The sequence below is a fragment of the Gordonia sp. LUNF6 genome (assembly GCF_047041125.1).
Classification (GTDB): Bacteria; Actinomycetota; Actinomycetes; order Mycobacteriales; family Mycobacteriaceae; genus Gordonia; species Gordonia sihwensis.
In genome coordinates, this window is record NZ_CP178181.1 from 328,836 (window position 1) to 352,998 (window position 24,163).

At 69.8% G+C, this 24,163-nt stretch carries 20 protein-coding genes and 2 tRNA genes; 13 read left to right on the forward strand and 9 right to left on the reverse strand.

Going from position 1 to position 24,163, the window contains the following annotated elements; translation table 11 throughout:
• Positions 1-36: 36 nt before the first annotated feature.
• Entirely contained in the window at positions 37-1,353 is a 1,317-nt protein-coding gene (locus ACK8HH_RS01505) for an oxygenase MpaB family protein (RefSeq protein ID WP_006897479.1), read from the reverse strand.
• Between the two features lie 69 nt (positions 1,354-1,422).
• On the opposite strand from ACK8HH_RS01505, the gene ACK8HH_RS01510 reads away from it, so the two are divergent.
• Both ACK8HH_RS01510 and ACK8HH_RS01515 read left to right on the forward strand, forming a co-directional pair.
• On the forward strand, positions 1,423-2,058 hold the full coding sequence (locus ACK8HH_RS01510) for a TetR/AcrR family transcriptional regulator (RefSeq protein ID WP_231650119.1): 636 nt from the start codon (positions 1,423-1,425) through the stop codon (positions 2,056-2,058).
• Positions 2,059-2,152: 94 nt separating this feature from the next.
• Positions 2,153-3,175 carry a YeiH family protein gene (locus tag ACK8HH_RS01515; protein ID WP_412475483.1) on the forward strand — a complete coding sequence of 341 codons (1,023 nt, stop codon included), beginning with the start codon at positions 2,153-2,155 and terminating at the stop codon, positions 3,173-3,175.
• Positions 3,176-3,252: 77 nt separating this feature from the next.
• On the opposite strand, the gene ACK8HH_RS01520 is transcribed toward ACK8HH_RS01515, so the two are convergent.
• The 3 genes from ACK8HH_RS01520 to ACK8HH_RS01530 form a co-directional block, all read right to left on the reverse strand.
• Positions 3,253-3,675 (reverse strand): DUF779 domain-containing protein, encoded by a 423-nt coding sequence (locus ACK8HH_RS01520; RefSeq protein ID WP_045537907.1) that lies wholly within the window; start codon positions 3,673-3,675, stop codon positions 3,253-3,255.
• 11 nt (positions 3,676-3,686) lie between these two features.
• The gene (locus ACK8HH_RS01525) at positions 3,687-5,210 is read right to left on the reverse strand and encodes an aldehyde dehydrogenase family protein (protein ID WP_006897475.1); all 1,524 of its coding nucleotides are present in this window, start codon (positions 5,208-5,210) and stop codon (positions 3,687-3,689) included.
• 110 nt (positions 5,211-5,320) lie between these two features.
• Positions 5,321-6,598: a transcriptional regulator gene (locus ACK8HH_RS01530; protein ID WP_412475706.1), complete on the reverse strand. Its 1,278-nt coding sequence runs from the start codon at positions 6,596-6,598 to the stop codon at positions 5,321-5,323.
• Positions 6,599-6,808: 210 nt separating this feature from the next.
• On the opposite strand from ACK8HH_RS01530, the gene ACK8HH_RS01535 reads away from it, so the two are divergent.
• Genes ACK8HH_RS01535 through ACK8HH_RS01560 form a run of 6 tightly spaced genes read left to right on the forward strand, consistent with a single transcriptional unit; the run spans position 6,809 to position 12,678 of the window.
• Positions 6,809-7,747, forward strand: coding sequence for an ABC transporter ATP-binding protein (locus ACK8HH_RS01535; RefSeq protein WP_006897473.1), 939 nt, complete (start codon positions 6,809-6,811; stop codon positions 7,745-7,747).
• 26 nt (positions 7,748-7,773) lie between these two features.
• On the forward strand, positions 7,774-8,550 hold the full coding sequence (locus ACK8HH_RS01540; protein WP_006897472.1) for an ABC transporter permease: 777 nt from the start codon (positions 7,774-7,776) through the stop codon (positions 8,548-8,550).
• 34 nt (positions 8,551-8,584) lie between these two features.
• Complete coding sequence (locus ACK8HH_RS01545; protein ID WP_412475484.1) at positions 8,585-9,697, forward strand: sensor histidine kinase; 1,113 nt, start codon at positions 8,585-8,587, stop codon at positions 9,695-9,697.
• Positions 9,698-9,720: 23 nt separating this feature from the next.
• Positions 9,721-10,332, forward strand: a complete 612-nt coding sequence (locus tag ACK8HH_RS01550) for a response regulator transcription factor (protein WP_006897470.1) — start codon at positions 9,721-9,723, stop codon at positions 10,330-10,332.
• A 5-nt stretch (positions 10,333-10,337) separates the two neighbouring features.
• On the forward strand, positions 10,338-11,465 hold the full coding sequence (locus ACK8HH_RS01555; RefSeq protein ID WP_006897469.1) for an acyltransferase family protein: 1,128 nt from the start codon (positions 10,338-10,340) through the stop codon (positions 11,463-11,465).
• A gap of 10 nt (positions 11,466-11,475) precedes the next feature.
• Positions 11,476-12,678, forward strand: a complete 1,203-nt coding sequence (locus ACK8HH_RS01560) for a hypothetical protein (protein ID WP_006897468.1) — start codon at positions 11,476-11,478, stop codon at positions 12,676-12,678.
• A 3-nt stretch (positions 12,679-12,681) separates the two neighbouring features.
• Here the strand turns inward: ACK8HH_RS01560 and ACK8HH_RS01565 are convergent, their stop codons facing one another.
• Positions 12,682-13,131, reverse strand: a complete 450-nt coding sequence (locus ACK8HH_RS01565) for an acyl-CoA thioesterase (RefSeq protein WP_006897467.1) — start codon at positions 13,129-13,131, stop codon at positions 12,682-12,684.
• A gap of 100 nt (positions 13,132-13,231) precedes the next feature.
• Between ACK8HH_RS01565 and ACK8HH_RS01570 the strand changes: the two genes are divergently transcribed.
• Entirely contained in the window at positions 13,232-14,212 is a 981-nt protein-coding gene (locus ACK8HH_RS01570) for an alpha/beta hydrolase (protein ID WP_006897466.1), read from the forward strand.
• On the opposite strand, the gene hisC is transcribed toward ACK8HH_RS01570, so the two are convergent.
• The gene (gene hisC / locus ACK8HH_RS01575) at positions 14,204-15,274 is read right to left on the reverse strand and encodes a histidinol-phosphate transaminase (RefSeq protein ID WP_039867811.1); all 1,071 of its coding nucleotides are present in this window, start codon (positions 15,272-15,274) and stop codon (positions 14,204-14,206) included. The genes ACK8HH_RS01570 and hisC overlap by 9 nt on opposite strands.
• Before the next feature lie 112 nt (positions 15,275-15,386).
• Between hisC and ACK8HH_RS01580 the strand changes: the two genes are divergently transcribed.
• Both ACK8HH_RS01580 and ACK8HH_RS01585 read left to right on the forward strand, forming a co-directional pair.
• Positions 15,387-15,475: transfer RNA gene (locus ACK8HH_RS01580), tRNA-Ser, on the forward strand.
• Between the two features lie 57 nt (positions 15,476-15,532).
• Positions 15,533-15,605, forward strand: a tRNA-Arg gene (locus tag ACK8HH_RS01585).
• A gap of 117 nt (positions 15,606-15,722) precedes the next feature.
• Here ACK8HH_RS01585 and ACK8HH_RS01590 read toward each other — a convergent pair.
• Complete coding sequence (locus ACK8HH_RS01590; protein ID WP_006897464.1) at positions 15,723-16,607, reverse strand: LysR substrate-binding domain-containing protein; 885 nt, start codon at positions 16,605-16,607, stop codon at positions 15,723-15,725.
• 77 nt (positions 16,608-16,684) lie between these two features.
• Here ACK8HH_RS01590 and ACK8HH_RS01595 point away from each other — a divergent pair, with 77 nt between their 5' ends.
• Both ACK8HH_RS01595 and pcaD read left to right on the forward strand, forming a co-directional pair.
• The gene (locus ACK8HH_RS01595) at positions 16,685-17,926 is read left to right on the forward strand and encodes an acetyl-CoA C-acetyltransferase (protein ID WP_006897463.1); all 1,242 of its coding nucleotides are present in this window, start codon (positions 16,685-16,687) and stop codon (positions 17,924-17,926) included.
• Positions 17,923-18,693 (forward strand): 3-oxoadipate enol-lactonase, encoded by a 771-nt coding sequence (gene pcaD, locus ACK8HH_RS01600; RefSeq protein ID WP_006897462.1) that lies wholly within the window; start codon positions 17,923-17,925, stop codon positions 18,691-18,693. The genes ACK8HH_RS01595 and pcaD overlap by 4 nt, the downstream gene beginning before the upstream one ends.
• Before the next feature lie 12 nt (positions 18,694-18,705).
• On the opposite strand, the gene ACK8HH_RS01605 is transcribed toward pcaD, so the two are convergent.
• Together ACK8HH_RS01605 and benC are read right to left on the reverse strand one after the other, a co-directional pair.
• Complete coding sequence (locus tag ACK8HH_RS01605) at positions 18,706-21,279, reverse strand: helix-turn-helix transcriptional regulator (RefSeq protein WP_006897461.1); 2,574 nt, start codon at positions 21,277-21,279, stop codon at positions 18,706-18,708.
• An 83-nt stretch (positions 21,280-21,362) separates the two neighbouring features.
• On the reverse strand, positions 21,363-24,155 hold the full coding sequence (gene benC / locus ACK8HH_RS01610) for a benzoate 1,2-dioxygenase electron transfer component BenC (RefSeq protein ID WP_062366163.1): 2,793 nt from the start codon (positions 24,153-24,155) through the stop codon (positions 21,363-21,365).
• Positions 24,156-24,163: the final 8 nt, after the last annotated feature.

Consider the following 24,163-nt stretch of genomic DNA (forward strand, 5'->3'; position numbering starts at 1 on the left):
GACAGTACCCCGGTCGCGCCGGCGGTCGTGCATCGTTCAGTGCGCGACGGCGTACTCGGTGTGGTCGGTCCGGAACTCCGGCTTGCCGTAGTCGGCGAGCCGTCGCTCGACCATCCGCGTCGCGTACCGGTCGACGTGCGGGGCGAGGAACGGGATCCGCGTCGCGTACTGGGCGGCCGCGAGGCGACCGACGATGAACGGTGCGGTGACCGCGATCCTGGCGAAGTCGGCGGCGGCGATCTCGACGCCCATCCGTGCCGCGGCACGGCGATTCCCCTGGCAGAACGCGATCATGAACGCGATCTTGCTGTAGCTGCGCTCGACGGATTCGGCGGCACGGTCGAAGGCGGTGTGTCCCGAGCGCAGGTAGGCGTTCATCGTCGACGAGACCAGTGACGCGCACGAGCCGTCGAATCCGGCGCGCAGCAGCGCAGCGCGGCCGGTGAACACGTCGACCACTCCCCGGGGCGTGGCGGGGACCAGTTCCTCGGGAAGCCCGAGCAGGAAGCAGCGGTACCGGTGGAACTCCACCGTCGCCCGCTCGGCCCGGGTGAACTCGGAGCGACCCTGTCGCAATGCGCGCTGGGCGAGGATGAACGCGCCCATCAGACCGGCCGGTGCCTGATCGAGTTGGGGGATCGGGATTCCGTAGGTGTCGACATCCCAGGTTCCGGATCGGCGCAAGGCGTTGTACCGCACCATCGAATGCATCAGTCGCACCATCGCGGCGGCCTCGAACCCCGCGCCGTCGCGGTCGAGTGCGCCGGGCAGCGTGGTGACCGCGAAGAAGCTCGTCGTCTCGTTGACCCGCCGTGCCGCGCGTTTGCCGGTCAGTGCGCCGGTCATCACCATCGGAAGTGCGGCGTACAGATTCGTGAAGGTGGCGATGAACGCCCCGCGGGTGATGAACGGCGAGAGCAGCGCGGACGGCACTCGCGACAGGCGGGCGCCTTCGGCGACCAGGTCCAGATCGATCCAGTCGGGGGTGGTCTCCATCGCTTCCAGGAACGACGCCAGTTCGGAAGGCGCGTCTTCGACGGCGTCGATCCCCTCGCGGCACGCCGTGCGGAGCATCGAGATCAGCTCCGAGACGCTGTGGTCGGCCGCGAGCGCCGCATACCTGTCGGCGACCACGTCGCCGAGCATCGTCGACGTGGTCATCAGCTCCACGATTCGCTCGTCCGACAGGTAGCGGGACCGGCCGCCCACCCACGCCGGTAGTGCCGATTCGACGTCCGGGTCAGTGGTGAACCGGTAGGGAACGCCGCTGAAGTCGACGTCGCCGTACACCTCGGGCAGGGCGTCGGCTTGTCGGCGGACCACGTCGGCGAGATCGGGGTAATAGGTGGTCACGGCGGCCCTCCGGGGTAACTAACAAATTGTTAGTTACTAACTAACAATGTGTGAACTACGATGTCAAGGGTGACTTCGGAGAACGTGCGTCGGCGGATGAGCGGTGCGGCCCGGCGTGAGCAGATTCTCGACGTCGCTCTCGCGATCGTCGACCGCGAGGGCTTTCACGCCGCGACCCCCGCCCGCATCGCCGACGAGGCCGGAGTGCACCGGACGCTGATCTATCAGCAGTTCGGCGACGTCACCGGACTGTTCGTCGCGCTGGTCGATCGCGAGGGCGACCGAGACCAGGCCGACTTCGCGGCCGCTGTCGCGAGCGCGGAGGGTCTCGCCGGACTCGAGCAACTGCGTGCGGTGCTCGCGCGGCTGATCGAGGCGATCGACGAGAATCCGGCGAGCTGGCGGCTGTTTCTGTCGCCCCCGCTGGGGGCGCCTGCCGAGTTCGGCCGGCGGCTCGAAGTGTCGCAGGAGCGGGTGCGGAAGTACCTGGCGGAGGTCGTCGCCGACATCGGGCTCGACCAGCTCGATCCGGAACTGACGGCGCGCGTGATGCACGCGGGTGCCCGGGAGCTGCTGGCCTTCCGGCTGGAGAATCCCGACTCGGCCGCCGTCGACCGGCTGCTGGAGTTCGCCGACCGGATGGGCGCCGGGCTGCTGATGCTGCAGAAGCTCGCCTCCCGGCTCGGCCGGGAGGCCAGTCTTTAGCGAGACGGACGGGGTCATGACCATATCGATTTGATATGTCTGCATATCGGATCTCCGGGTTCCCGATCGCCTCCGGTTCGCCGACCGTGGAGGTATGACTCAGACACTGCATCGTGCCGGAAAGTCCGGGAGAGGCGACCGGCCCGATCCCCGCGCCGTGGTTCCGGGGCTGCTGATCTGCGGCGCGGTCGCCCTCGCCGCCACCGGCATCACCATGCTCCTGCCTGCGGTCAGTCCGCTCCTGCTGGCCATCGTGATCGGCGCGGTGGTCGCCAACGTGGTCCGGCTGCCTGCCGCCGCGGCGCCCGGACTGACGCTGGCGTCGAAGACGCTGCTGCGCATCGGTGTCGCGCTGCTGGGGCTGCAATTGGTTCTCGGTGATGTGCTCGGACTCGGATTCGGGATGATTCTGGTGGTCGTCGCGATCGTCGTCGGCGGCATCGTCGGGGGTCTGCTCATCGGACGGGCGCTGGGCATTCCGTTCGCCCGCCGGCTGTTGATCGCCTGCGGCATGTCGATCTGCGGTGCGGCGGCGGTCGCGGCGGTCGACGGCGTGGTGGAGGCCGACGACGAGGACACCGCCACCGCGGTCGGCACCGTCGTCATCTTCGGAACGCTGATGATTCCGGCGATCCCGCTGCTCTCCCACGCGATGGGGCTCTCGGACGAGGTCGCGGGGCTGTGGGCCGGCGGCTCGATCCACGAGGTGGCGCAGGTGGTGGCCGCCGGCGGGATGATCGGCGGAGGCGCGCTCACCGTCGCGGTGGTGGTGAAGCTGGCCCGCGTGATGATGCTCGCGCCGGTCGTCACCGTGCTGAGCATCCGTCAGCGCCGCGCCACCGGGGTAGCGGGCAAGCGGCCTCCCATCGTTCCGCTGTTCGTGGTGGGATTCGTCGTGTGCGCGATCCTGCGGTCCACCGGAGTGCTGCCCTCGGCGGTCATCTCCGTGGGGCACGAGGCGCAGGTGGTGTTGCTGACGATCGCGATGGCGGCTCTCGGACTCGGCGTCCGCATGGAGGTCATGCGCAGGGTGGGATGGCGCCCCTTCGTCCAGGCGGCGCTGACCACCGTCCTGGTGGCCGGTGTGGCACTCGGCGGGGTGCTGCTCGCCGGGTGAGCTCCGATCGGAAAAACTTTGGCTCCCGGAACGGTCTCAGAGACCGTTCCGGGAGCCAAAAATTCTGCGGGTCGCCGCTACACGTCCAGGTCTGCCCCGGTCAGGGGCGGCGAATCCGCGAGTGCGGCGTTCTCCTCATCGGTGAACACCCGCGATCGGGACAGGAACCGGACGCCCTCGGGGGCTTCGAGGGAGAATCCGGCTCCGCGGCCGGGCACCACATCGAGGATCAGCTGCGTGTGCTTCCACAGTTCGAACTGGTCGCCGTTGATCCAGATGCGCACCGCGGGCAGCGGTTCGGGCAGTTCGACCTCGCCGACGAGCACGTCGCGCTGGCCGACCCGATACTCGCCGACCGGGTAGCACATCGGAGCGGAGCCGTCGCAGCATCCGCCCGACTGATGGATCATGAGCCCGCCGTGAAGCTCCGACAGCTTGGTCAGGAGCTCCACGGCGGAGTCGGTGGCAACCACGCGCGCGACGGTTGCAGGCTCGTTCATCGCACGCCGGCTTAGAAGAAGCCCTTGGCGCTCTGCGCGTAGCCGACCAGCAGGTTCTTGGTCTGCTGGTAGTGGCTGAGCATCATCAGATGGTTCTCGCGGCCGACGCCCGACTGCTTGTAGCCGCCGAAGGCGGCGTGCGCCGGGTAGTCGTGGTAGGTGTTGGTCCACACCCGGCCGGCCTGGATGTCGCGGCCCGCGCGGTAGGCGACGGCGCCGTTGCGGCTCCACACGCCGGCGCCCAGGCCGTACAGCGTGTCGTTGGCGATGGAGAGCGCGTCGTCGTAATCGGTGAACGAGGTCACCGACAGGACCGGTCCGAAGATCTCCTCCTGGAAGATCCGCATGTCGTTCTTGCCGCCGAAGACGGTCGGCTGGATGTAGAAGCCACCGGAGAGGTCGCCGCCCAGATCGGCGGGCTCGCCGCCGGTGAGCACCTTGGCGCCCTCCTGCTTGCCGATCTCCAGGTACGACTTGATCTTCTCCCACTGATCGTTGCTCGCCTGGGCGCCCATCATGGTGTCGGTGTCGAGCGGGTTGCCCTGCTTGATGGCGGCGACCCGGGCGACGGCGCGCTCGAGGAAATCGTCGTAGATGCTGCTCTGCACCAGCGCGCGGCTCGGGCACGTGCACACCTCGCCCTGGTTCAGGGCGAACATCGAGAAGCCCTCGAGTGCGCGGTCGAGGAAGCCGTCGTCGGAGGCCATCACGTCCTCGAAGAAGATGTTCGGGCTCTTGCCGCCCAGCTCCAGGGTCACCGGGATCAGGTTCTCCGACGCGTACTGCATGATGAGGCGGCCGGTGGTGGTCTCGCCGGTGAAGGCGATCTTGCGGATGCGGTTGCTCGAGGCGAGCGGTTTGCCCGCCTCGACGCCGAAACCGTTCACGATGTTCACGACGCCGTCCGGCAGCAGATCGCCGATCAGGCTCATCACGTACAGGATCGACGCCGGGGTCTGCTCCGCCGGCTTCATGACGATCGCGTTGCCCGCGGCCAGGGCCGGGGCCAGCTTCCAGGTCGCCATCAGGATCGGGAAGTTCCACGGGATGATCTGACCGACGACGCCCAGCGGCTCGTGGAAGTGGTAGGCGACGGTGTCCTTGTCGATCTCGGAGATGCCGCCCTCCTGGGCGCGGATGGCGCCGGCGAAGTAGCGGAAGTGGTCGATCGCCAACGGGATGTCGGCGGCGAGTGTCTCGCGGACGGCCTTTCCGTTCTCCCACGACTCGGCGACGGCGATCGCCTCGAGGTTCTCCTCCATGCGATCGGCGATCTTGTTCAGGACGGCGGCGCGCTCAGCGACCGACGTCTTGCCCCACGCCGGTGCGGCGGCGTGCGCGGCGTCGAGCGCCAGATCGATGTCCTCGGCGGTGGAGCGGGCCACCTCGCAGAAGGTCTTGCCGTCGACGGGCGACGGGTTCTCGAAGTACTGCCCCTTCACCGGCGGAACCCACTTGCCGCCGATCCAGTTGTCGTAGCGGGACTGGTAGCTCATCAGCGAGCCGTCGGCTCCGGGCTTTGCGAAGACGGTCATGATGCTTGCACTCCTTCGTGGATTCACTTCAATCGGTGAGGTGAATCACACACTAGGGGTGATGTGGTTGCAGTCGCGTTGCATCGCGGCGCGGGGTGCGCCCGGCGCCCTCAGCGCCGCACTCCGAACCGCCGATCGAGCAGCCGGACCCGCCCCTGTGCGACCGCCCGCTGCGGATGTCCGGCGGGGAGCCGCTGGGCGAGCGCGTTCCACGCGGTGATGTCGTCCCGGCCGTGCGGCGAGGCGACCCACGCGTTCAGTGCGACGAGGTCGCCGGTGCCGAACATGCGCGATCGCAGGTCTTCGCGCACTTCGTCGAACAGTTCCACCACGCCGGGGGCGAGGGACTCGGCCAGCAGTCCGCCGCGCCCCAACGCCCGGACCGCCGCGGTCAGATCGCCCGCGGCGATGAGCCCGCGCAACTCGTCGACGTCGGAGCCGGCGTCGACGGTGAGCCGGTACGGGCGGGCGGCGATCACATCGCCGAGGTCGCGCCGCAGCCGCGAGATCTCGGCGCGCACGGTGACCGCGCCGAGCCCCTCGTCCGAGAGCATCGTCGCGAGTTGCTCGGTGCCCAGGCCTTCGGGGTAGCTCTGCAGCAGGAGCAGGATCTCCGCGTGCCGCGGCGACAGCGGTCGGGCGGCGCCCGCGGCGTCGTGCCAGTGGGCGGGGCCGTCGATCAGCACGGTCAGCCGGGGGCGCGTGTCGGGTCGGACGAAGGTCTCGGGTGCGGCGAGGTCGACGGTGCGTGATTGCAGTTCCCGCTCCACCGCGGCGACCACCGATCGGACCGCCGCGAGAGCGAACGGTGCCGCGGCCGCGGGTCCGCCGGTGACGTCGACGACGCCGAGCAGCTCGCCCGACACCGGATCATGCACCGGGGCCGCGGCGCAGTTCCAGTTCTGGACGGGACCGGAGAAATGCTCCGGACCGATGATCTGCACACCGCGATTCATCGTCAGGGCGAGTCCGGGCGCATTGGTGCCGACGGTGTCCTCGCTCCACACCGAGCCCTCGACGAAGTTGATGCGGGCCGCGGCGTCACGGGCGCCGTGGTCGCCCTCCACCCACAGAAGCCGGCCCTGGTTGTCGGTGAGCGCGACCACCACGCCGGAATCGGCGATGTCGTCGAGCATCAGCGACTGCACCAGCGGCCGCACGGCCGCCAGCCGATGCGACGAGCGGTAGGCGTCGAAGGCATCACCCGACATGGGGGCACCGGCGTCGTGGCCGGGTTCCACCTCACTGGGATCCACTCCTCGGCTGCGGGACCGCTCCCACGATTCCCGGACCAGCGAGCGCACGGAGTCGTCGGCGGGTGAGACACCGGCGAGGAACTGCTCGTAGGCACGGCGGACGCGAGTCGACACGCCGGCGCCGTCTCTCATCGCGTTCAACTCCCGACTGTTTTCGCAGGTCCTCGTCCTTCGATTGTGCCTGCACGGTGTGACCCGGGCAACGACCGGCCCCGTCGGCGGCCCGGGCTACACCGATTGCCGCGATCGCGAAGCGTTGTGCCGGGCCCATGACAAACGTCATGGCGAACCGATGACATCCGCTCTGGGTGACCGGCGTCCCCCGGCGGAAGAGTGAATGTCATGACACAGCGACATCTCACCCCAGCGCGAACCGCGTCGACGGTTCCGGCCATCGCCATCTCCGACCTGTCGAAGCGGTTCCGCGGCTCGAAGGGCGAGACCGTCCAGGCCGTCGACGGCATCGACCTTCAGATCCAGCCCGGCGAGGTGGTGGCCTTCCTCGGACCCAACGGTGCGGGCAAGACGACCACCATCGACATGATCCTCGGCCTCACCACACCCGACTCCGGCGAGGTGAGGGTCTTCGGCCGCGATCCGCGCGAGGCGGCGCGCGCCGGCCGGATCGCCGCGGTCATGCAGACCGGCGGACTGCTCGACGACTTCACCGTCGCCGAGACCGTCTCCACGGTCGCCGCGCTTCACGGGCGCACCGCCGACATCCCCGAGGTGATGCGCCGTGCCGACATCGCCGATCTCGGCGCTCGCAAGGTCTCCCGGTGCTCGGGCGGTGAGCAGCAGCGACTCAAGTTCGCGCTGGCGTTGCTGCCCGATCCCGACCTCATCGTCCTCGACGAGCCGACCGCCGGGATGGACGTGGAGTCGCGCAGGACCTTCTGGGCCGCCATGCGAGCCGACGCCCAGCACGGCCGCACCGTCCTGTTCGCCACCCACTATCTGGAGGAGGCGGACTCCTTCGCCGACCGCATCGTGATGATGGCGAGCGGCCGGGTGGTCGCGGACGGCTCCACCGCCGACATCCGCGCCCGGGCCAGCCGTCGCATCGTCTCGGCCGTCCTCGACGACGACGCGGTGCCCGGTCTCCAACGGGTGTTCCCGGACCTGGAGATCACCGAACGGCGCGGCGGCCGGATCTATCTGTCTCTCGAGAACTCCGACGTCCTCGCCCGCCACCTGCTGACCAGCACCCGTGCCCGCGACCTCGAGATCGCCAGCCACAACCTCGAAGACGCGTTCGTCGCGCTGACCACCGGCGCCTGACGCGCCGAGACCTGAAAGGCATTGCCATGAGTCTCAATTCCACCCTCGCTGCGAGCAGCGTGTCGACCGTCTATCTCCGTAACGACATCCGCCGCGTTCTGCGGAACCGGCGAGCGATGATCTTCACGGTCGCGATGCCCGCCCTCCTGTACCTCGTCTTCGGCGCCACCCAGAAGAGTTCCGAGACGGTCGGCAGCGGCAACGTCGCCTTCTACGTCCTGGTCGGCATGGCGTTGTACGGCGCGGTCCTGGCGGCGGCGTCGAACGCCGCCGCGGTCTCCATCGAGCAGCAGGCCGGCTGGACGCGCACACTGATGATGACCCCGCTGCGGCCCGCCGGTTACGTCTCGACCAAGGTCGCGCTCGCGTTGACCATGAGCGCACTGCCGGTGGTGCTGCTGGCCGTGGTCGGCGCGATCTCCGGAGCCACCGCCCCGGTCGGAGTCTGGGCGGTGTGCCTGGTGTTGGCGTGGCTCGGCTCGGCCGTCTTCGCGGCGCTGGGGCTGGCCCTGGGCAGCATTCTGAAGTCCGACGGCGCCATGCAGGCCCTCGGCGGCGTGCTCGCGCTGCTGGCCTTCGCGGGCAACGTCTTCGTCCCCCTGAACGGAACCATGCTGCGGATCGCCGAGTTCACCCCGATGTTCGGCGTCGTCTCGCTGGCGCGGTACCCGCTCGACCACGGGGTCACCGTCTACGGCACCCCGATCTCCCTGTGGGTGATCATCGCGAACATCGCCTTCTGGGCCATCGCATTCGCCGTTGCGGCAAGCTACTTCTACAACCGCAGCACGCGCAGGCAGTAGTTCGCGCCGTGCCGGGACCAGTTTGGAGGAACCGATGACCGCAGCGCCCGCCCCCACCTCACCGTGGCGGAGCGGGCGCTGGCTGTTCGCGGCCGTGTGGCTGCTGTTCATGGCGTATCCGATCGCCGGGATCATCACCGCCGACGCGCGATGGCTGATGAAAGCTCTGGCCCTGGCGATCATCGCGGTGTTCGTCGTCGTCTATCTGCTGCTGTGCGTGTACTCGATGTTCGACTGCGATCCCCGCTCCGCGCCGGCGCGCAACGCCGCGATCGCCCTGCTCGCGGTTCTGATGATCGGACTGATGCCGCTGCTGCGCGCGGACGCGTTCTCCTTGGCGCCGTTCGTGATGGCGGCGGTCGCCTTCGCGGCACCGTGGCGGGTGGGGTATTCGCTGGCCGGGGTGGCGGCGGTCCTCGTCTCGGCGGTGGTCGTACCGGAATTGTTCGGGTGGGAGCTCGACAGCGGCTTCCTGATCGTCCTGCTGGTCGTCGGCATCACGATGGGGTTCTCGCGCGTGATGCGCGACGGCGAGCGCGACCGGGAACTCGCCGCCGAACGCCAGCGGGAGCTGAACGGGCAGCTCGCGGTGGTCGCCGAACGCGAACGCGTGGCCCGCGACGTGCACGACATCCTGGGGCACTCGCTGACCGTGATCTCGGTGAAGTCCGAGCTCGCGGGCCGGCTCGTCGATCTCGATCCGGCGCGGGCGAAGCAGGAGATGGCGGAACTGAACGCGCTCGCCCGGCAGGCGCTCGCCGAGGTCCGGTCGACGGTCGGCAACCTGCGTGCGCCGGAACTGCCGAGTGTGGTCGCGGCCGCGGAGATCGCGCTGACGGCGGCGGAGATCGACGCCGACCTGCCGGATCCGGACGCCTACGACGGTCCGCACGCGGCGCTGTTCGCATGGGTGCTGCGCGAGTCGGTGACGAACGTGGTCCGCCACAGCGGAGCCACCCGATGCGTCGTGACGCTCACCGATCACAGCCTGACCGTCGCCGACAACGGTCACGGCTCGCCGCTGTTGACCTTCGGGAACGGCCTGCGCGGGCTCGCTGAACGGGTCGATGCCGGCGGCGGACGCCTGACGGTCGATTCCGATGCCACCGGCACCACGGTGACCGCGAGCGTGGACGAGGGACGGTAGGTTCTTCTCCGAGAGGGGGACCGGTGGAGACCATCCGACTGCTGCTGGCCGACGACCAGGCACTGGTCCGCGGTGCGCTCGCGGCGTTGCTCGATCTCGAGCCCGACCTCGCGGTGGTCGCGCAGGTGGGCCGGGGAGACGAGGTGGTGGACGCGGCGCGGTCCAGCGGCGCCCAGGTGTGCCTGCTCGACATCGAGATGCCCGGGGCCGACGGCATCGAGGCGGCCTCCCGCATCACGCGGGAACTGCCCGGAGTCCGCTCGCTGGTGGTCACCACCTTCGGCCGGCCCGGATACCTGCGCCGCGCGGTGGACGCCGGTGCGTCCGGATTCGTCGTCAAGGACACCCCCGCCGCCGAACTGGCCGACGCCGTGCGACGCGTCCACGCCGGGCTCCGCGTCATCGATCCGACGCTGGCCACCGAGAGCCTCACCAGCGGTGACAATCCGCTCACTCCGCGCGAGACCGAGGTTCTCACCGCCGCGCTCTCGGGTGCGACCGTCGCGACCATCGCGTCGCAGGTGCACCTCTCGGCGGGCACCGTGCGCAATCACCTGTCGTCGGCCATCGGCAAGACCGGCGCGTCGACGCGGGCCGAGGCCGCGCGGATCGCACGCGATCGGGGCTGGATCTGACCCCGGTGCGACGCCGCGTCCCCGCACTGACCGGTGTCCGGACCGTCGCCGCGCTGTCGGTCTGCCTCACGCACGCCGCGTACTGGACCGGCCACTACACCGACGACTACGTGGGTCGGTTGCTGTCTCGTTTCGAGGTCGGCGTCGCGCTCTTCTTCGTCCTCTCCGGCTACCTGCTGTTCGCGCCCTGGGTGCGGGCGTTGCAGGAGACGCAATCCGGAGCGCCGGCCGAGTATCCGGGGCTGCGGCGCTACACATGGCATCGGGTGCGGCGGATCGTGCCCGCCTACTGGGTCACGGTGCTGGCGGTGTACGCGATCTTCCTGGTGCGCACGGACACGTCCGACTTCGGTCAGGGGTGGTCGGACCTGCTGCGGAACCTCACATTCACCCAGGTGTACGGGCTCGGACACCTGCACACCGGCCTCACCCAGATGTGGAGCATGGCGGCGGAGGTGGCCTATTACATCGCGCTGCCGCTGGTGGCGTGGCCGATCGCGCATCTGGTGTGCCGCGATCGGTGGCGGCCCGACCTGCTGCTCGTGTGCCTGGGCGGGCTGCTGCTGGTCTCGCCGTTGTGGACGGTGGTGGTGCACGGGTCCGACGGCGTCGACCCCACCGCGCGAATGTGGCCGCCCGCCTTCGCGAGCTGGTTCGTCGGCGGGATGGTGCTCGCCGTCCTGGCCCGGACGGTGACGCGGTGGCCCGCGATCCCGAGCGTCGCTGTCGCGGTCGGTGCGTTCCTGATCAGCGGCGGCGCGGTCGCCGGAGAGCCGACGATCGTGCCGGCCGACGCCGGAGCGACGGTCGTCAAACACACGCTCTACCTGGTGGTGGCCCTGGGTCTGGTCGGTCCCCTGGCGATCGGCCCCGGCGACGACGCGTGGTCCCGGGTGTGCGGCAGTCGGCCGATGGTGTGGTTCGGCGAGATCTCCTACGAGTTCTTCCTGGTCCACGTGATGGTGCTGGAGTTCACGATGGATCTTCTCGGGTACTCGGTCTTCACCGGATCCACCCTCGCGGCCTTCGTCGTGACCAGTGTCATCAGCGTGCCCGTCGCGTGGTCGCTGCATCGCCTCACCGCCCCGCTGTGGCGGGATTCTCCCACGCGATCTGTCGGGGTCCGCGGGTAGAATCGGCGCCATGACCTCACCGCAGCGTGCTGTCACGGCAGCCGATCTCCGTCAGTGGACGACGGATGCGCGGGTGCCCGGGCAGCCTGCGGAACTGTCCGACACCGCGTGCATTCTCATCGCTGCCGGCTATCTCGTGCCCACCGCGCGGGCGACGGTGGTCCGCCGCGTCTCGCAGGGACTGCCGATGCCGGTTCCGCAGTCGGGATTCAGTGAACTGCGGCGCGTGCAGCGCGGAATCGTGCACGCCGAGCGCAAACTGGCGTCGACGATGCTGCCGGGCGTCGTGGTCCCGATCATCCGGTCCCGGATGGCCGGGCTCACCCGCCGGCGCGACGAGGCGCACCGCGCGGTCGTCACCGGCAAGGGCGTCTTTCCGTCGGGTATGCGGGCCATTCGCCGAGAACGCCGCGAGAACGTCTACCTCGAGGTCGATGAGCGCGAGCAACTCTTCGCCGGGCTGCTCTGCACACCGGTGGCGAACCTGTCCACCTCGGGTGCCCGCTGGGCCGGCACCGATGCCCTGGACAAAGTGGCGGGAATCGTCGACAAGGTCGCCGGGCGCGCCGGACGCAGGCAGGTGGAGCACTGGGCCGACGAAGTCTTCGGAACCATGCCCACCACGCAGGACTCGTCGCGCGGTTCGAGCTTCGCCGACGGCTACGAGGCACTCCTGTTCGTCGCCGGCCACTACTACGACCGCATCCGGACCAACCCGGCCTGGCTGTCGGACCACTTCGAGATGCAGCGGGTGCAGGTGAACCTGCACGCCGAACTCGCCGAGATCGCCTCCGACGTCGTGGCGCTGCGGGCGTTGCGCGTCGATCTCGACCGCGCTCGGGACAACGGCGGTTTCGATCCCGGCTTCGTCGCCCACATCAGAGAGCGCGAAGAGGCGTTGCGGCCGGTGTGGACCGAACTGATCGACCGCGTCCACGCTCTCATCGACATCTGTGCGACCGTCGAGTCCGCGGCTGTCGAGTTGCGGCTGCTCAACGAGTTCGACCGTGCCACCACCATCGACGCGCGCATCGACCATCTGCTCTCGCGCTCCGGCGACCGCGAACTGTCCGCGGACCATTCCCGCAGGCTGTCGCAGCAGGTGCGCAGCGGCGAAGAACAGCTGCGCATCTACCGGGACGTCCTGCAGGGCAACATCGCTCAGCTCGGCACGGCGGCACCCGCGCAGCTTCCGGAGAAGTACGAGCCCTGAGTCTCAGGAGCGGGTCCACTCGCGCAGACGGTCCTTCTCGGCGGCGGTCAGGCGCCGCAGACTGTGCTTCTCGATGTCGACGACGGCCATCTGAGTGGTTGCGACGCACGCCGGGCGCGCCCCCGCGGGCGCGGCGGCGCCGGCGATCTCGTAGCCGATCGTGAAGTCGACCGATCGGAAACCCTTGATCCACATCCCGATCCGGAGCGGCGAATCGTCGTGGTGCAGCTGTGCTCGGTACCGGATGTCGACGTGGACGATCATCGCGCTCTTGATGTGCGGTGCGTAGTCGTCCCCGGCGCTCAGGAGCCACTGGATACGTGCCTCCTCCATGAGGGTCACCATCCGCGCATGGTTGACGTGACCGAAGGCGTCCATGTCCGACCACCTGACGGGGACCTGCGCGGTGAAGGCGTGGCGACGGCCGTCCGGCAGCGTCGAGGTCTCGGTCATGTCGCCGATCCTAGTGCCGGCCCAGCACGCTGCTCGGCATCGACGTTCACACGGTCGACACTTTCGCCGGGTACGCTGGGCGACCATGTGGTGCGATCGTATGTCACTGAAGCTGGTCACCGCCGGGTCTGTCGTCGCGGCTGCGGCCATGCTGGCGTCGGTGTCGACCGCACCGGTCAACGCCGCTCCCAAGGGGGCGCACGTGGTCGCGGAGAAGGTTCGGAGCATTCACCGGGTGGACCTCACCGTCAAGTCGGCGGCGATGAACGGCTCGGTGCCGGTCACGGTTCTCAGCCCCGGCGGCTCCGGTCCGCGGCCCACCGTGTACCTGCTCGACGGCGCGGACGGCGGAGACAAGGTCAGCGACTGGATCACCAAGGGCGGCGCCGAGTCGTTCTTCGCCGGGCGCAACGTCAACGTCGTCCTGCCTGCCGGTGGAGCGGGCAGCTTCTACACCAACTGGGAGAAGCCGGACAAGAAGCTCGGCAAGCCTCAGTGGGAGACCTTCCTGACGCAGGAGCTGCCGCCCGTGATCGACGCGAAGTTCAGCGGGTCCGGACGTAATGCGGTGATGGGTCTGTCCATGGGCGGCCAGTCGGCGTTCGCCCTCGCCACCCGCCACCCCAAGCTGTACCGCGGTGTCGCCTCGATGAGCGGCTGCCCGCGTGTGTCGGGTCAGGCCAACGAGGCCTACGTCCGCGCGACCGTCGCGAAGAGCGGCGCCAACGCCGACAACATGTGGGGTGCGCCCGGCTCCAAGGACTGGGTGCAGCACGATCCCGCCCACAAGCTGGACGCCCTGCGCGGGAAGGCGTTGTACATCTCGTCCGGTTCGGGTGCGGTGGGACCGCTCGACCTGGCCGCCAAGCGTGACCCCAAGGACGGCCCGGAGAACGCGCAGATCGCTGCCGGTTCGGCGCTGGAGGTGGGCGCGAACCGCTGCTCGCTCGAGTTCGCGACACTGCTGCGCGCCAACGACATCCCCTTCACCTCGGGATTCCGCCTGATCGGCACGCACAGCTGGGACTACTGGAAGCGCGACCTGCCCGAGGCGTGGAACGCCATCGCGCCCTCACTCTGACCGCGCGCCGGCGTACTTCTCCGCGAAGGTGAGGAAGGCGTCGTTCTCTGCGGGATGGGTGACGGTGACCCGCACCCCGTCGCCCGCGAACGGTCGGACGATCACCCCGGACTCGGCGCACTCGGTCGCGAACGGCATGGAGTCGTCGCCGAGCATCAGCCACACGAAGTTCGCCTGTGAATCGGGTACCCGGTAGCCGAGCTCGCGCAGTCGTGCCGTGACGCGTTCACGTTCGGCGACCACCGCGTCGGTCCGTGCCAGCAGCTCGTCCTGTGCGCGCAGGGAGGCGACGGCCGCGGACTGGGCCACACTGCTGACGGTGAACGGCACGTGCACCTTGTTGAGCGCGGTGATCACCTCCGGATCGCCGACCGCGTATCCGACCCGCAGGCCGGCGAGTCCGTACGCCTTCGAGAAGGTGCGCAGGACCACCAGGTTCGGGAACTCGCGCCGCAGTTCGAGGGCATCGTACGCGAACGGTCCGGTCAGCCGCATGTACTCGAAGTAGGCCTCGTCGAGCGCGACGACGATGTCTGACGGCACGGCGGCCAGGAAGTCGCGCAGCGCCTGCGCCTCGACCACCGTGCCGGTCGGGTTGTTGGGGTTGCACACGAAGATCAGGCGCGTCCGGTCGGTGATCGCGCCCGCCATGGCTGCGAGGTCGTGCACGGCGTCGCCGGTGAGCGGGATCTGGACCGGGGTGGCGCCGACGACGCGCGTCGCCACCGGGTACATCTCGAACGAGCGCCAGCCGAACAGCACCTCGTCGCCCGGGCCGGCGGTGACGGTGATCAGGTTCTGGCAGAGGATCACCGATCCGCAGCCGACCTGGATCTCCGCGGGGGTCACGCCCAGGCTCTTGGCCAGTTCGTCGGTGAGCTCCACCATCCCGTTGTCGGGGTAGCGGTTGGCCGTCGCTGCGGCCTCGGCGATGGCAGCGGCCACGCCGGGGAGCGGGGGGTCGGTCACCTCATTGCTGGCGAGCTTGATCGCGCCCGGAAAGGTCTTGCCGGGGACGTAGACGGGCAGGGTGTCCAGATCGGGGCGGATTCGCATGCTCACCCCTCAAATGTACGTCTGACCTGCGGGTCGATGCTCATCCGGTCGGCGATTTGCGTCCCGACGCTCCCTCTGTGTAATGTTTTGCCCCGGCGGCCCGAAAGGACTCCACCAGGGAGGCGTGCCAGAGCGGCCGAATGGGACTCACTGCTAATGAGTTGTTCCATGAAAGTGGAACCGGAGGTTCAAATCCTCTCGCCTCCGCCGACCGGGACACGCACCCGGTACAATTGAAGAAGTGCGGATCGCAAGATCCACTACGCGCCCGTAGCTCAACGGATAGAGCATCTGACTACGGATCAGAAGGTTTGGGGTTCGAATCCCTACGGGCGCACTCCGAGAAGGTCCCCGTCGTTCGCGACGGGGACCTTCTCGTCGGTGGAATACGGCACAAGTTCCTAGAACGACGAACCGGCGCCATTGGGCGGACCGTCAGCGCCCTCGTACCGGCTCACTCCGCGGCGATCCGCCGCAGGACCGTCAGCGCACGCTCGACGACGGGAGACGCCGGCTCGGGAATCCATGCCGCGGACAGATCGATTCCTGCCTCGGGGCGCAGCGGAAGGTACCGGACTCCGGCGATGTCGAGAGCCGACGTCGGCTCGGGAACCACCGACACTCCGAGCCCGGCGGCCACGAGCGTGACGAGAGTCGAGGTCTCGGTCACCTCGTGCCGGATCCGCGGAACGAACCCGGCGTCGGCGCACAGGCCGGTGACCAGTCCGTTGAGCGCCGAGCGGCCGTGGCCCGCGTGCATCACGAAGTCGTCGTCGCGCAGGTCGGCCAGATCCACCTCGCCGCATCCGGCGAGCCGGTGACTGTCGGGAACCAGCGCGATCAGTCGATCGTGGCGCACCGGCTCCACCACCACGCGCGCACTGGTGACCGGGGGCCGCAGGAGCGCCAGATCGATCCGGCCGGCCTCGAGCGCCGTCACCTGGTCGGGGGCCAGCATCTCGCCGCGCACGCTCACATCGACGCCGGGCAGTTCGTCGCGCAGCGCTCGCACCAGACGCGGGAAGAGTGAATAGGTGGCCGATCCGACGCACCCGATCGTCAACGCGCCCTGCATGCCCTCGGCCACCCGGTGCGCCTGCTCGCCGGCCGCATCGACGGCGTCGAGGATCTCGCGGACCCGGTCCAGATACACCTCCCCGGCCGGAGTCAGTTCCACGCGACGGGTCGATCGGGTCAGCAACTGGACGCCGAGCTCTTCTTCGAGCTGTCTGATCTGCGAAGACAGCGGCGGCTGCGCGATGTGCAGACGTTCGGCGGCGCGACGGAAGTGCAGCTCCTCGGCGACCACGCGAAAATACCGGAGATGCCGCAGTTCCATGATTGATACCCCTCCTGTTTCAGCGATCGTAGAACATGTACTTCACGATATGGGTCTCGGCTTTCTAGGCTGGACGCATGGCTACTGCGTCCGGCATTCGCACCCACGACGACATCGTGATCTGTTCCCCGCTGCGGACACCGGTCGGCCGCATGGGCGGAGCGCTGGCGAAGCTGACGGTCGACCGCCTCGCGACGGATCTGCTCAGCGAGCTCGTCGCCCGGACCGGTCTCGGAGAGAACGAGGTCGACGACGTCGTGCTGGGACAGGGATATCCGAGCGGCGAGTCGCCGGCTCTCGGCCGGATCGCCGCCCTCGACGCCGGACTCGGCGCCGGGGTGCCCGGAATGCAGCTCGACCGCCGCTGCGGCTCGGGTCTGCAGGCCGTCCTGTCCGGGGCGGCGCAGATCGCCGGGGGAGGGGCCGATCTGATCGTCGCGGGCGGCGCCGAGTCGATGTCCACCGTCGAGCACTACGCGCTCGGCCTGCGCACCGGGGTCGGGCAGGGTGGCGTGGAACTGCGCGATCGCCTCGATCGTGCTCGGTTGACGGCGGGCGGGCAGTCGCATCCGGTACCGGGAGGGATGATCGAGACCGCCGAGAATCTGCGCGCCCGCTACGGACTCACCCGAGAGCAACAGGATCGGCTGTCCGCCGAATCGCATCGCCGTGCCCTCGCCGCCATCGAGGCCGGCCGATTCACCGACGAGATCGTTCCGGTCACCGTCCCGGGCGGCCGCCGCGACCCCGACGTCGTCGTCGACCGGGACGAGCATCCACGTCCCGGCACCACGGCCGAATCGCTGGCCCGACTGCGGCCGATCCGCCTGGCCGTCGACCCCGACTCGACCGTCACCGCCGGAAACGCCTCGGGCCAGAACGACGGCGCCGCGATGATGGTGGTCACCACACTCGCCGAAGCGGAGCGGCGCGATCTCGATCCGATGCTCGCACTGCGTTCGTGGGCCGTCACCGGATGCGCACCCGAGGAGATGGGGATCGGGCCGGTCGGTGCCACCGCCAAGGCACTCGCGCGCGCCGGACTGACACTCGACGACATCGACCTCATCGAACTCAACGAGGCCTTCGCCGCGCAGGTGCTGGCCGTCCTGGCCGAATGGGGAGTCGAGCCCGGCGACGAGCGGCTCAATCCCAACGGCTCGGGCATCTCGCTGGGCCACCCGATCGGAGCGACCGGCGCGCGGCTGGTGGTCACCGCTGCCCATGAGGCGAGGCGACAACGCGCCCGAAACGTGCTGGTCACGATGTGCATCGGCGGTGGCCAGGGACTCGCGGCCGTGTTCGAGGCGATCCGATGAGCGCCGTCGACGTCCACGCGGTGGTCAGCGGCCGGCCCGACGGACCCGCCGTCGTGCTCTCCAACTCGCTCGGCTCCACGCACCGGATGTGGGACGCGCAGATCGCCGATCTGGAACAGCACTTCATGGTGATCCGCTACGACACCCGCGGTCACGGGCAGAGCCCGGTGCCGGACGGGCCGTACAGCATCGACGACCTCGCCGATGACGTGCTGGCGCTCCTCGACGGTTTCGGCGTCGACCGCGCCCACCTGGTGGGGCTCTCGCTCGGCGGCATGACCGCGATGCGGGTCGCGGTCCGCGCACCGCACCGCGTTCGGCGCCTGGCGCTGCTGTGCACCGGGGCCCGGCTGGCCAACGCCGAGTCGTACGCGGAACGGGCGGCCGCCGTGCGTGCGGACGGTGTCGCGCCGATCGCCGAGGCGGTGGTGAGCCGCTGGTTCACCCCCGAGTACCTGTCCGCCGACGCCGAGCGGAAGCGCTACTACGAGGCGATGGTCGCGGGCACGCCCGCAGAGGGGTACGCGGGCTGCTGCGAGGCGATCGCCGCGATGGATCAGCGCGCCGATCTGCCGTCGATCTCCGCGCCGACCCTGGCGATCGCCGGCCGCGACGACACCGCGACCGGACCGTCGGTCCTGGCCGAGATCGTCGACGGCGTCCAGGACGGTCGGCTGCTGGTGGTTCCCGAGTCGGCCCACCTGGCCTGTGCTCAGCAACCGCAGATCGTGAATCCGGCATTGCTGGACCATCTGCTGGCGCAGTAGCCGCTGCCGAGATCACCGGCGCAGCGCGGCCAGCTCCGAACGCGACCGGACGCCGAGTTTCGCGTAGATGCGGGTCAGGTGGTACTGCACCGTCTTCGGTGAGATGTAGAGCTCGGCGGCCACCTCCCGGTTGCTCATCCCGGAGGCCACCAGCGCGGTCACCGACTCCTCCTGCGGTGTCAGCTCCGCAGAACTGCGGTCGCCGCGAACCGCGTGCAGGCCGCCGGCCTTCAACTCGCGGTCGCAGCGGTCGACGTACGCCGTGGCTCCGAGCGACCGGTAGATGTCGCGGGCGTTGCCCATCACCGCATCGGCGGCGCGCCGCTTGCCCGCCCGGCGGAGAGTCTGCCCGTAGGCGAAGTTGACGCGCGCTTGGTCGTGCCGCAGGGGCAGACCGTCGAGAAGCTCGAGGGCCTCCTCGAACTTCCTTCGCGCGGAGGCGATGTCGCCGATGGCACCGAGATAGCGGCCGCGGGCGTAGCGGAGCCGGGCACCGGCCGAACGATGCCCGCGCAGGTCGGCCAGTTCCTCGTGCGGGCGGAGCAGACTGTCGGCGGCCTCGAGCCGGCCGTCGAGTACCAGCGCGTTGGCCAGCACGTCCACCCACGGCCACCAGCCCGGTTCGGTGAGAGCCGGAGTGTCCTCGGCGAGGAGCCTCAGCGGGGAGAGAACTCGGGTGACCTTGTTGTAATCGGCGGCCGCCTCGGCGATCTGCGCCTGTGCCAGCAGCAGCGGAATCTGCATGATCTCGTAGTCGCCCGCCAGTCGGGCCGAATGCGCGACCGCGGCGTCCGCGGCCTCCCGGTCGCCTCGGAGGCAGTGGACCTGAGCCGCGGTCCAGTCGGCGAGCGGGGTGGCGAGGGTGATGCCGCTGGTGGTCGCGAGCTCGCGCGACTGCGCGACGGTGAGCAGTGCCCCGTCCCAGTCGCCGGTCACGAACCGCAGACGGGCCAGCCAGCCCAGTGCCCACAGCGTGATGCGTTTGGAGCCGCCCAGATTCGCCATCGACACCGCCGTCTCGAGACTGGTGCGCGCGGAGTCCACCTCGTCCAGCCCCAGCTGCAGCCAGCCGTGGCCGATGGCGACCCGCTGCGTCTGCGCTCCGAACCGGACGTCGCGGCCCAGCGCGTCGTACGACGCGACGGCGTCGGCCGTGCGGCCGGACCATGCCAGGCCGAGCCCGCGGATCGCGGCGGCCTCCACACCGGCGGGCGAGGCGGTTCCGGCCATGTCGATCGCGCGGTCCGCCCAGCCGACGAGGCGCTCGCCCTGACAGCGGACCAGGCAGTGCAGTACGTAACGCTGCGCGATGAGGGCCGCGATCGCGGGTTCGCGCTCCACGCTGACGATGCCCCACGCTCTGTCGAGCCGGATCCGGGCCTCGGCCGATCGTCCGCGCAGGATCGCCAGATAAGCGAGTGTCGCATTGCGCAGCGGAGTCTCGCGAAGGCTCTCCACCGTCGGCACCATGGAACCGGCGGTGAGGCAGTCACCGTCGGCCAAGAGCGCGTCCACCGAGAGCGTCACTCGTTCGGCATGCCGGAGCGGCTCGTCGGTCAGCCGCCCGGCCTCACGGTAGAGCTCGGCGGCCTCCGCCCATTCGCCCGCGCCGCCCCGATCGGCCGCCAGTGCGGCGACCTCGTCCGCGAGTTCGGCGTCCGGCACCGGTGCGGCGGCGACGCGATGATGCAGTCTGCGTGCCGGATCCGCCACCAGCTCCGAGGCTCGGCGGTGCAGCAACCCAGTCCGCTTGGGCCCCAGCACTTCGAGTACCGCGGCACGGGTGACCGGAGTCGGCACGGCCAGGGCCGAGGCGGCCGGACCGACGGCGGCGGCCGGCTCCACGAGCCCGGTTCCGACCGCCTCGTCGACGGCGGACAGCACGTCGCCGACCGCCGAGAGTTCCACGGCCGTGCCGAGTGAGTCCGGATCGTTCAGAATCGCGATCGCCTCGATGAGCCGCCGCGTCTCCGGTCGGCACGCCGCCAGGGCGGTCTGGACCCGTTCCACCTCACGGGCCGGTGCGGGCAGGGCTGCGTCGGCCCGCGACCACAGACGGTCGGGCAACTCGTCGAGCAGTTCGACGATCTCGCGCGGTCGGCCCATCGTGTGCCTGGTCAGTTCGTCGAGAAGAGACGGGTGCACCGACCGCCCGCGGGCCGCGGCGATCTCCGCCACGGCGCTGCGGTCCAGACCTGGAAGTCGCAAGGTGTCCGGCAGCAGGTCGGCGATGGCGGGCGTGGACCGCTCCGCGGCCAGGATCACCGTGACGTGGGCCTGCGGACGCGCGGCGGCGAGCCGCCCGAGCCGGCGCAGAGCCGCGTCGTCCGCATGATCGGCGTCGTCGATCAGCAGCGCTGCGGGGTCGTCACCGAAGAGCTCGGCCGGATCGCCGAGCTCGGGTGCGGCGGCGACCCGGACCCGGCGACCCCGCAGGATCTCCGACAGGCGCCGCAGCAACGTCGACTTCCCGGCACCGTGCGGGGCTGTGATCAGCACGAAGCCGGGACCGGCGGCGTCGGCGACGCGGCCGGTCAGCTCCGACAGTTCGTTCTCCCGGCCGACGCAGGCGGCCTCGATGATCATGGTTGTCGAGGTTATTCCTGTCGGGGGCGGACGCGTGGCGTCGCTCGCGGTCGACTGCCGCGAACGACGGGCACGCATGGGGCTCACCCCTGGTCGCCGCCGGCGACCGGAAGCACCGAACCGGTGATGTACGAGGCCTCGTCGGAGGCCAGGAAGCAGATCGCCGCGGCCTGTTCGTCGAGGGTTCCGTACCTGTTCATCAGGGAGGCGTCGAGCGTCTGGTCGATGTGTGCCTGGAACCATTCGCGCTGCGTGTCGTCGGCCGGCACCGGTGTTCCCCGTGAAACACGGCGCGGCGGGGCGTCGGTTCCGCCGGGGGCAGTGGCCACCACTCGCACACCGGCCGGTGCGTACTCCATCGCCAGGGAGGCGGTGATCGCGTTGACCCCGCCCTTGGCCGCGGAGTACGGAATCCGATGGATGCCCCGGGTGGCCGCCGAGGAGACGTTGACGATGACGCCGCCGCCTCGCTCCACCATCGTGGGCAGCACCGCGCGGCAAGCGTAGAGCGTGGTCATCAACGAACGGTCCACCTCGGCGCGGATCTCCTCGTCGGTGAACTCGGTGAAGGGTTTGAAGTTGATGGCGCCGCCCACGTTGTTGACCAGCACGTCCACCCGCCCGTAGGCGGCCAGCGCGCGATCGATCACCTCCGCGGCGCCGGCATACGACTCCAGATCGGCGTTCACCGCGATCGCGCCGGGTCCGCTCGCCGACAGATCAGACGCGACCGTGCGCGCGTACTCGGACCGGTCGGCCACCACCACGCGTCCGCCCTCGGCGCTGATCCGGCGGGCCGTGGCCTCGCCGATGCCCTGCCCGGCGCCCGTCACGACGACGACCTTCCCGGCGAACCGTCCCGGAGTCACGAACCGTGGCTTGCGAGCGGCGAGTTCGTCGGCCATCGCTCGCCGCATCGTCTGCTTGGATCGTTCGCCGTGTGCGCTGATGAGGGCGCGGGCGGTGTCGCGGTCTCCGGCTTCGAACGCGGCGACGATGTCGAGATGGTCCTGGGTGCACAGGGGATGGCACCAGGTGGCGGTCCGCAGTACTTCGCTCATCCGGCCCTTGACCCCGAGCGCGGTGTACGCCTCCAGCAGGTGGGTGTTGCCGGTGACGTGGAACAGGTAGTCGTGGAAAGCGGCGTTGGTGGCCGTGTACTCGGCTGAGTCGACGAAGCGATCGCCGTCCACGTACGGGACGGTGGCCTCCGCGAGGAGGCGATACCCGGCGAGTTGCTGCGAGGTCATCCGGCCGATCATCAACTCGAGAGCACCGAGTTCCAGCGCGGCTCGGGCTTCGAAGAGCGCATCGGATTCGTGGATCTCGGGATGCTCTTCGCCGATCTCATAACCCTCGGAACCGACCGTCGGGACCTCTGCGGGTGCAATGCTCGCGGGCTCGTCCGCCGTGGTCCCGGGCTGGGTCGCCACCGATTCGGCGGCCGCGTCGACGTCCGCCACGGGGGCGGCAGCCGAGCCGGGGAACACCTCCTGCCCGGCGATCGACCTGGCCGCACCGGGTTCCAGGACTCCGGTGTCGGCGTCGAGCAGAGCAGACGGTTCGGCGGCGGTCGGCTCCGGCCAGATCCGCTGCCCGGCGATGCGGGCCCGGGACTCGTCCGCGCCCGGCGCGGACCGCGGTTCGAGACCGGGCAGGCTGATCGCCGGAAGCACCGGCTGCCCCGCGACGGCGCGGGCGTCGAGGGCGGGCGCGATCGGCACGTCGACGGGCGCCTCGGCGTTCGCCGACGCCGATGCCGCGACTGCGTCGGTCACCGGCTCGGCGGGCGACGGGCCCGCAGCGAGGGCGAACTTCTCGTAGTAGAACCCAGTCAGTTCGATCCCCGCCTCGACGAAGTGTCTGCGCACCGATTCGACCATCGGCGGCGGCCCGCACAGGTAGGTCGCGACGTCGCCGCCGTAGAGGTGACGGGGAGCGATCAGCGAGGTGACGTAGCCCTTGTTCGCGGCGCTGCTGCCGGGATCGGAGACGCAGTGGTCCCAGGTGAATCCGGCGACCTCCGACTGCATCCGGTCGAGCGTCTCGGTCTCCACGAGGTCGTCGTCGGTGGAGACGCCGTAGATGAGATGGATGCGGCGCGCGCTGCCGTCGTGGCGCAGCTTCCGCAGGATCGCGAGGATCGGCGCGAGGCCCGTGCCGCCGGCGAGCAGCAGTGCCGGCCGCATCGATTCGCGCAGGAAGAACGATCCGTGCGGCCCGCGCAGCGTCAGCAGATCGCCGGTCGACGCCCGGTCGGTGAGATAGGTCGACATCGCGCCGCCGGGAGTCAGCTTCACCAGGAAGACGAGAGTGTCCTCGTGCGGTCCGTTCGCGAAGGAATACGAGCGGCGCACCGGACTCCCGCTGCCGTCGTCCGTGCCCGGAACGTCGATGTTGACGTACTGACCGGGCAGGAACGCCAGCTCGGAGCGGTTCGGGATCTCGACGGACAGGCGCATCGTGGTGGGCGAGAGGCGCTCGAGCCCGACCACGGTGGCGCTGAACTCGGCGGCCTGGGTCTTGGCGACGTCCGACGTGGCCGCGATCTGCAGCACCAGGTCCGACCGCGGCTTCATGCAGCACGGCAGGGCGTAGCCGTCGGCCGACTCCGCGGGCGACAGGGCGTCGTCGATGTACGTGCCGCCGTCGTAGTCGCCCGATTCGCACATGGCCTTGCAGGTGCCGCAGGCGCCGTCGCGGCAGTCGAGCGGGATGTTGATCCGCTGCCGGTACGACGCGTCTGCCACCGTCTGGTCCTCGCGGCAGTCGATGAACTTGGTGACCCCGTCCTCGAAGGCGAGTGCGACGCGGTGCGTCGGCGCCTCGGCGGGTGCCGCGGTGCGTCCGGATGCGGGGCCGGAAGTGACAGTCATGGTGAGTC

Bases quoted from the DNA above. Each gene is read 5' to 3' on its own strand.
- ACK8HH_RS01515 (WP_412475483.1), top strand. From the start codon at position 2,153: ATGACTCAGACACTGCATCGTGCCGGAAAGTCCGGGAGAGGCGACCGG.
- ACK8HH_RS01520 (WP_045537907.1), bottom strand. From the start codon at position 3,675: ATGAACGAGCCTGCAACCGTCGCGCGCGTGGTTGCCACCGACTCCGCC.
- ACK8HH_RS01525 (WP_006897475.1), bottom strand. From the start codon at position 5,210: ATGACCGTCTTCGCAAAGCCCGGAGCCGACGGCTCGCTGATGAGCTAC.
- ACK8HH_RS01530 (WP_412475706.1), bottom strand. From the start codon at position 6,598: ATGAGAGACGGCGCCGGCGTGTCGACTCGCGTCCGCCGTGCCTACGAG.
- ACK8HH_RS01535 (WP_006897473.1), top strand. From the start codon at position 6,809: ATGACACAGCGACATCTCACCCCAGCGCGAACCGCGTCGACGGTTCCG.
- ACK8HH_RS01540 (WP_006897472.1), top strand. From the start codon at position 7,774: ATGAGTCTCAATTCCACCCTCGCTGCGAGCAGCGTGTCGACCGTCTAT.
- ACK8HH_RS01545 (WP_412475484.1), top strand. From the start codon at position 8,585: ATGACCGCAGCGCCCGCCCCCACCTCACCGTGGCGGAGCGGGCGCTGG.
- ACK8HH_RS01560 (WP_006897468.1), top strand. From the start codon at position 11,476: ATGACCTCACCGCAGCGTGCTGTCACGGCAGCCGATCTCCGTCAGTGG.
- ACK8HH_RS01565 (WP_006897467.1), bottom strand. From the start codon at position 13,131: ATGACCGAGACCTCGACGCTGCCGGACGGCCGTCGCCACGCCTTCACC.
- ACK8HH_RS01570 (WP_006897466.1), top strand. From the start codon at position 13,232: ATGTCACTGAAGCTGGTCACCGCCGGGTCTGTCGTCGCGGCTGCGGCC.
- ACK8HH_RS01590 (WP_006897464.1), bottom strand. From the start codon at position 16,607: ATGGAACTGCGGCATCTCCGGTATTTTCGCGTGGTCGCCGAGGAGCTG.
- ACK8HH_RS01595 (WP_006897463.1), top strand. From the start codon at position 16,685: ATGGCTACTGCGTCCGGCATTCGCACCCACGACGACATCGTGATCTGT.
- pcaD (WP_006897462.1), top strand. From the start codon at position 17,923: ATGAGCGCCGTCGACGTCCACGCGGTGGTCAGCGGCCGGCCCGACGGA.
- ACK8HH_RS01605 (WP_006897461.1), bottom strand. From the start codon at position 21,279: ATGATCATCGAGGCCGCCTGCGTCGGCCGGGAGAACGAACTGTCGGAG.
- benC (WP_062366163.1), bottom strand. From the start codon at position 24,155: ATGACTGTCACTTCCGGCCCCGCATCCGGACGCACCGCGGCACCCGCC.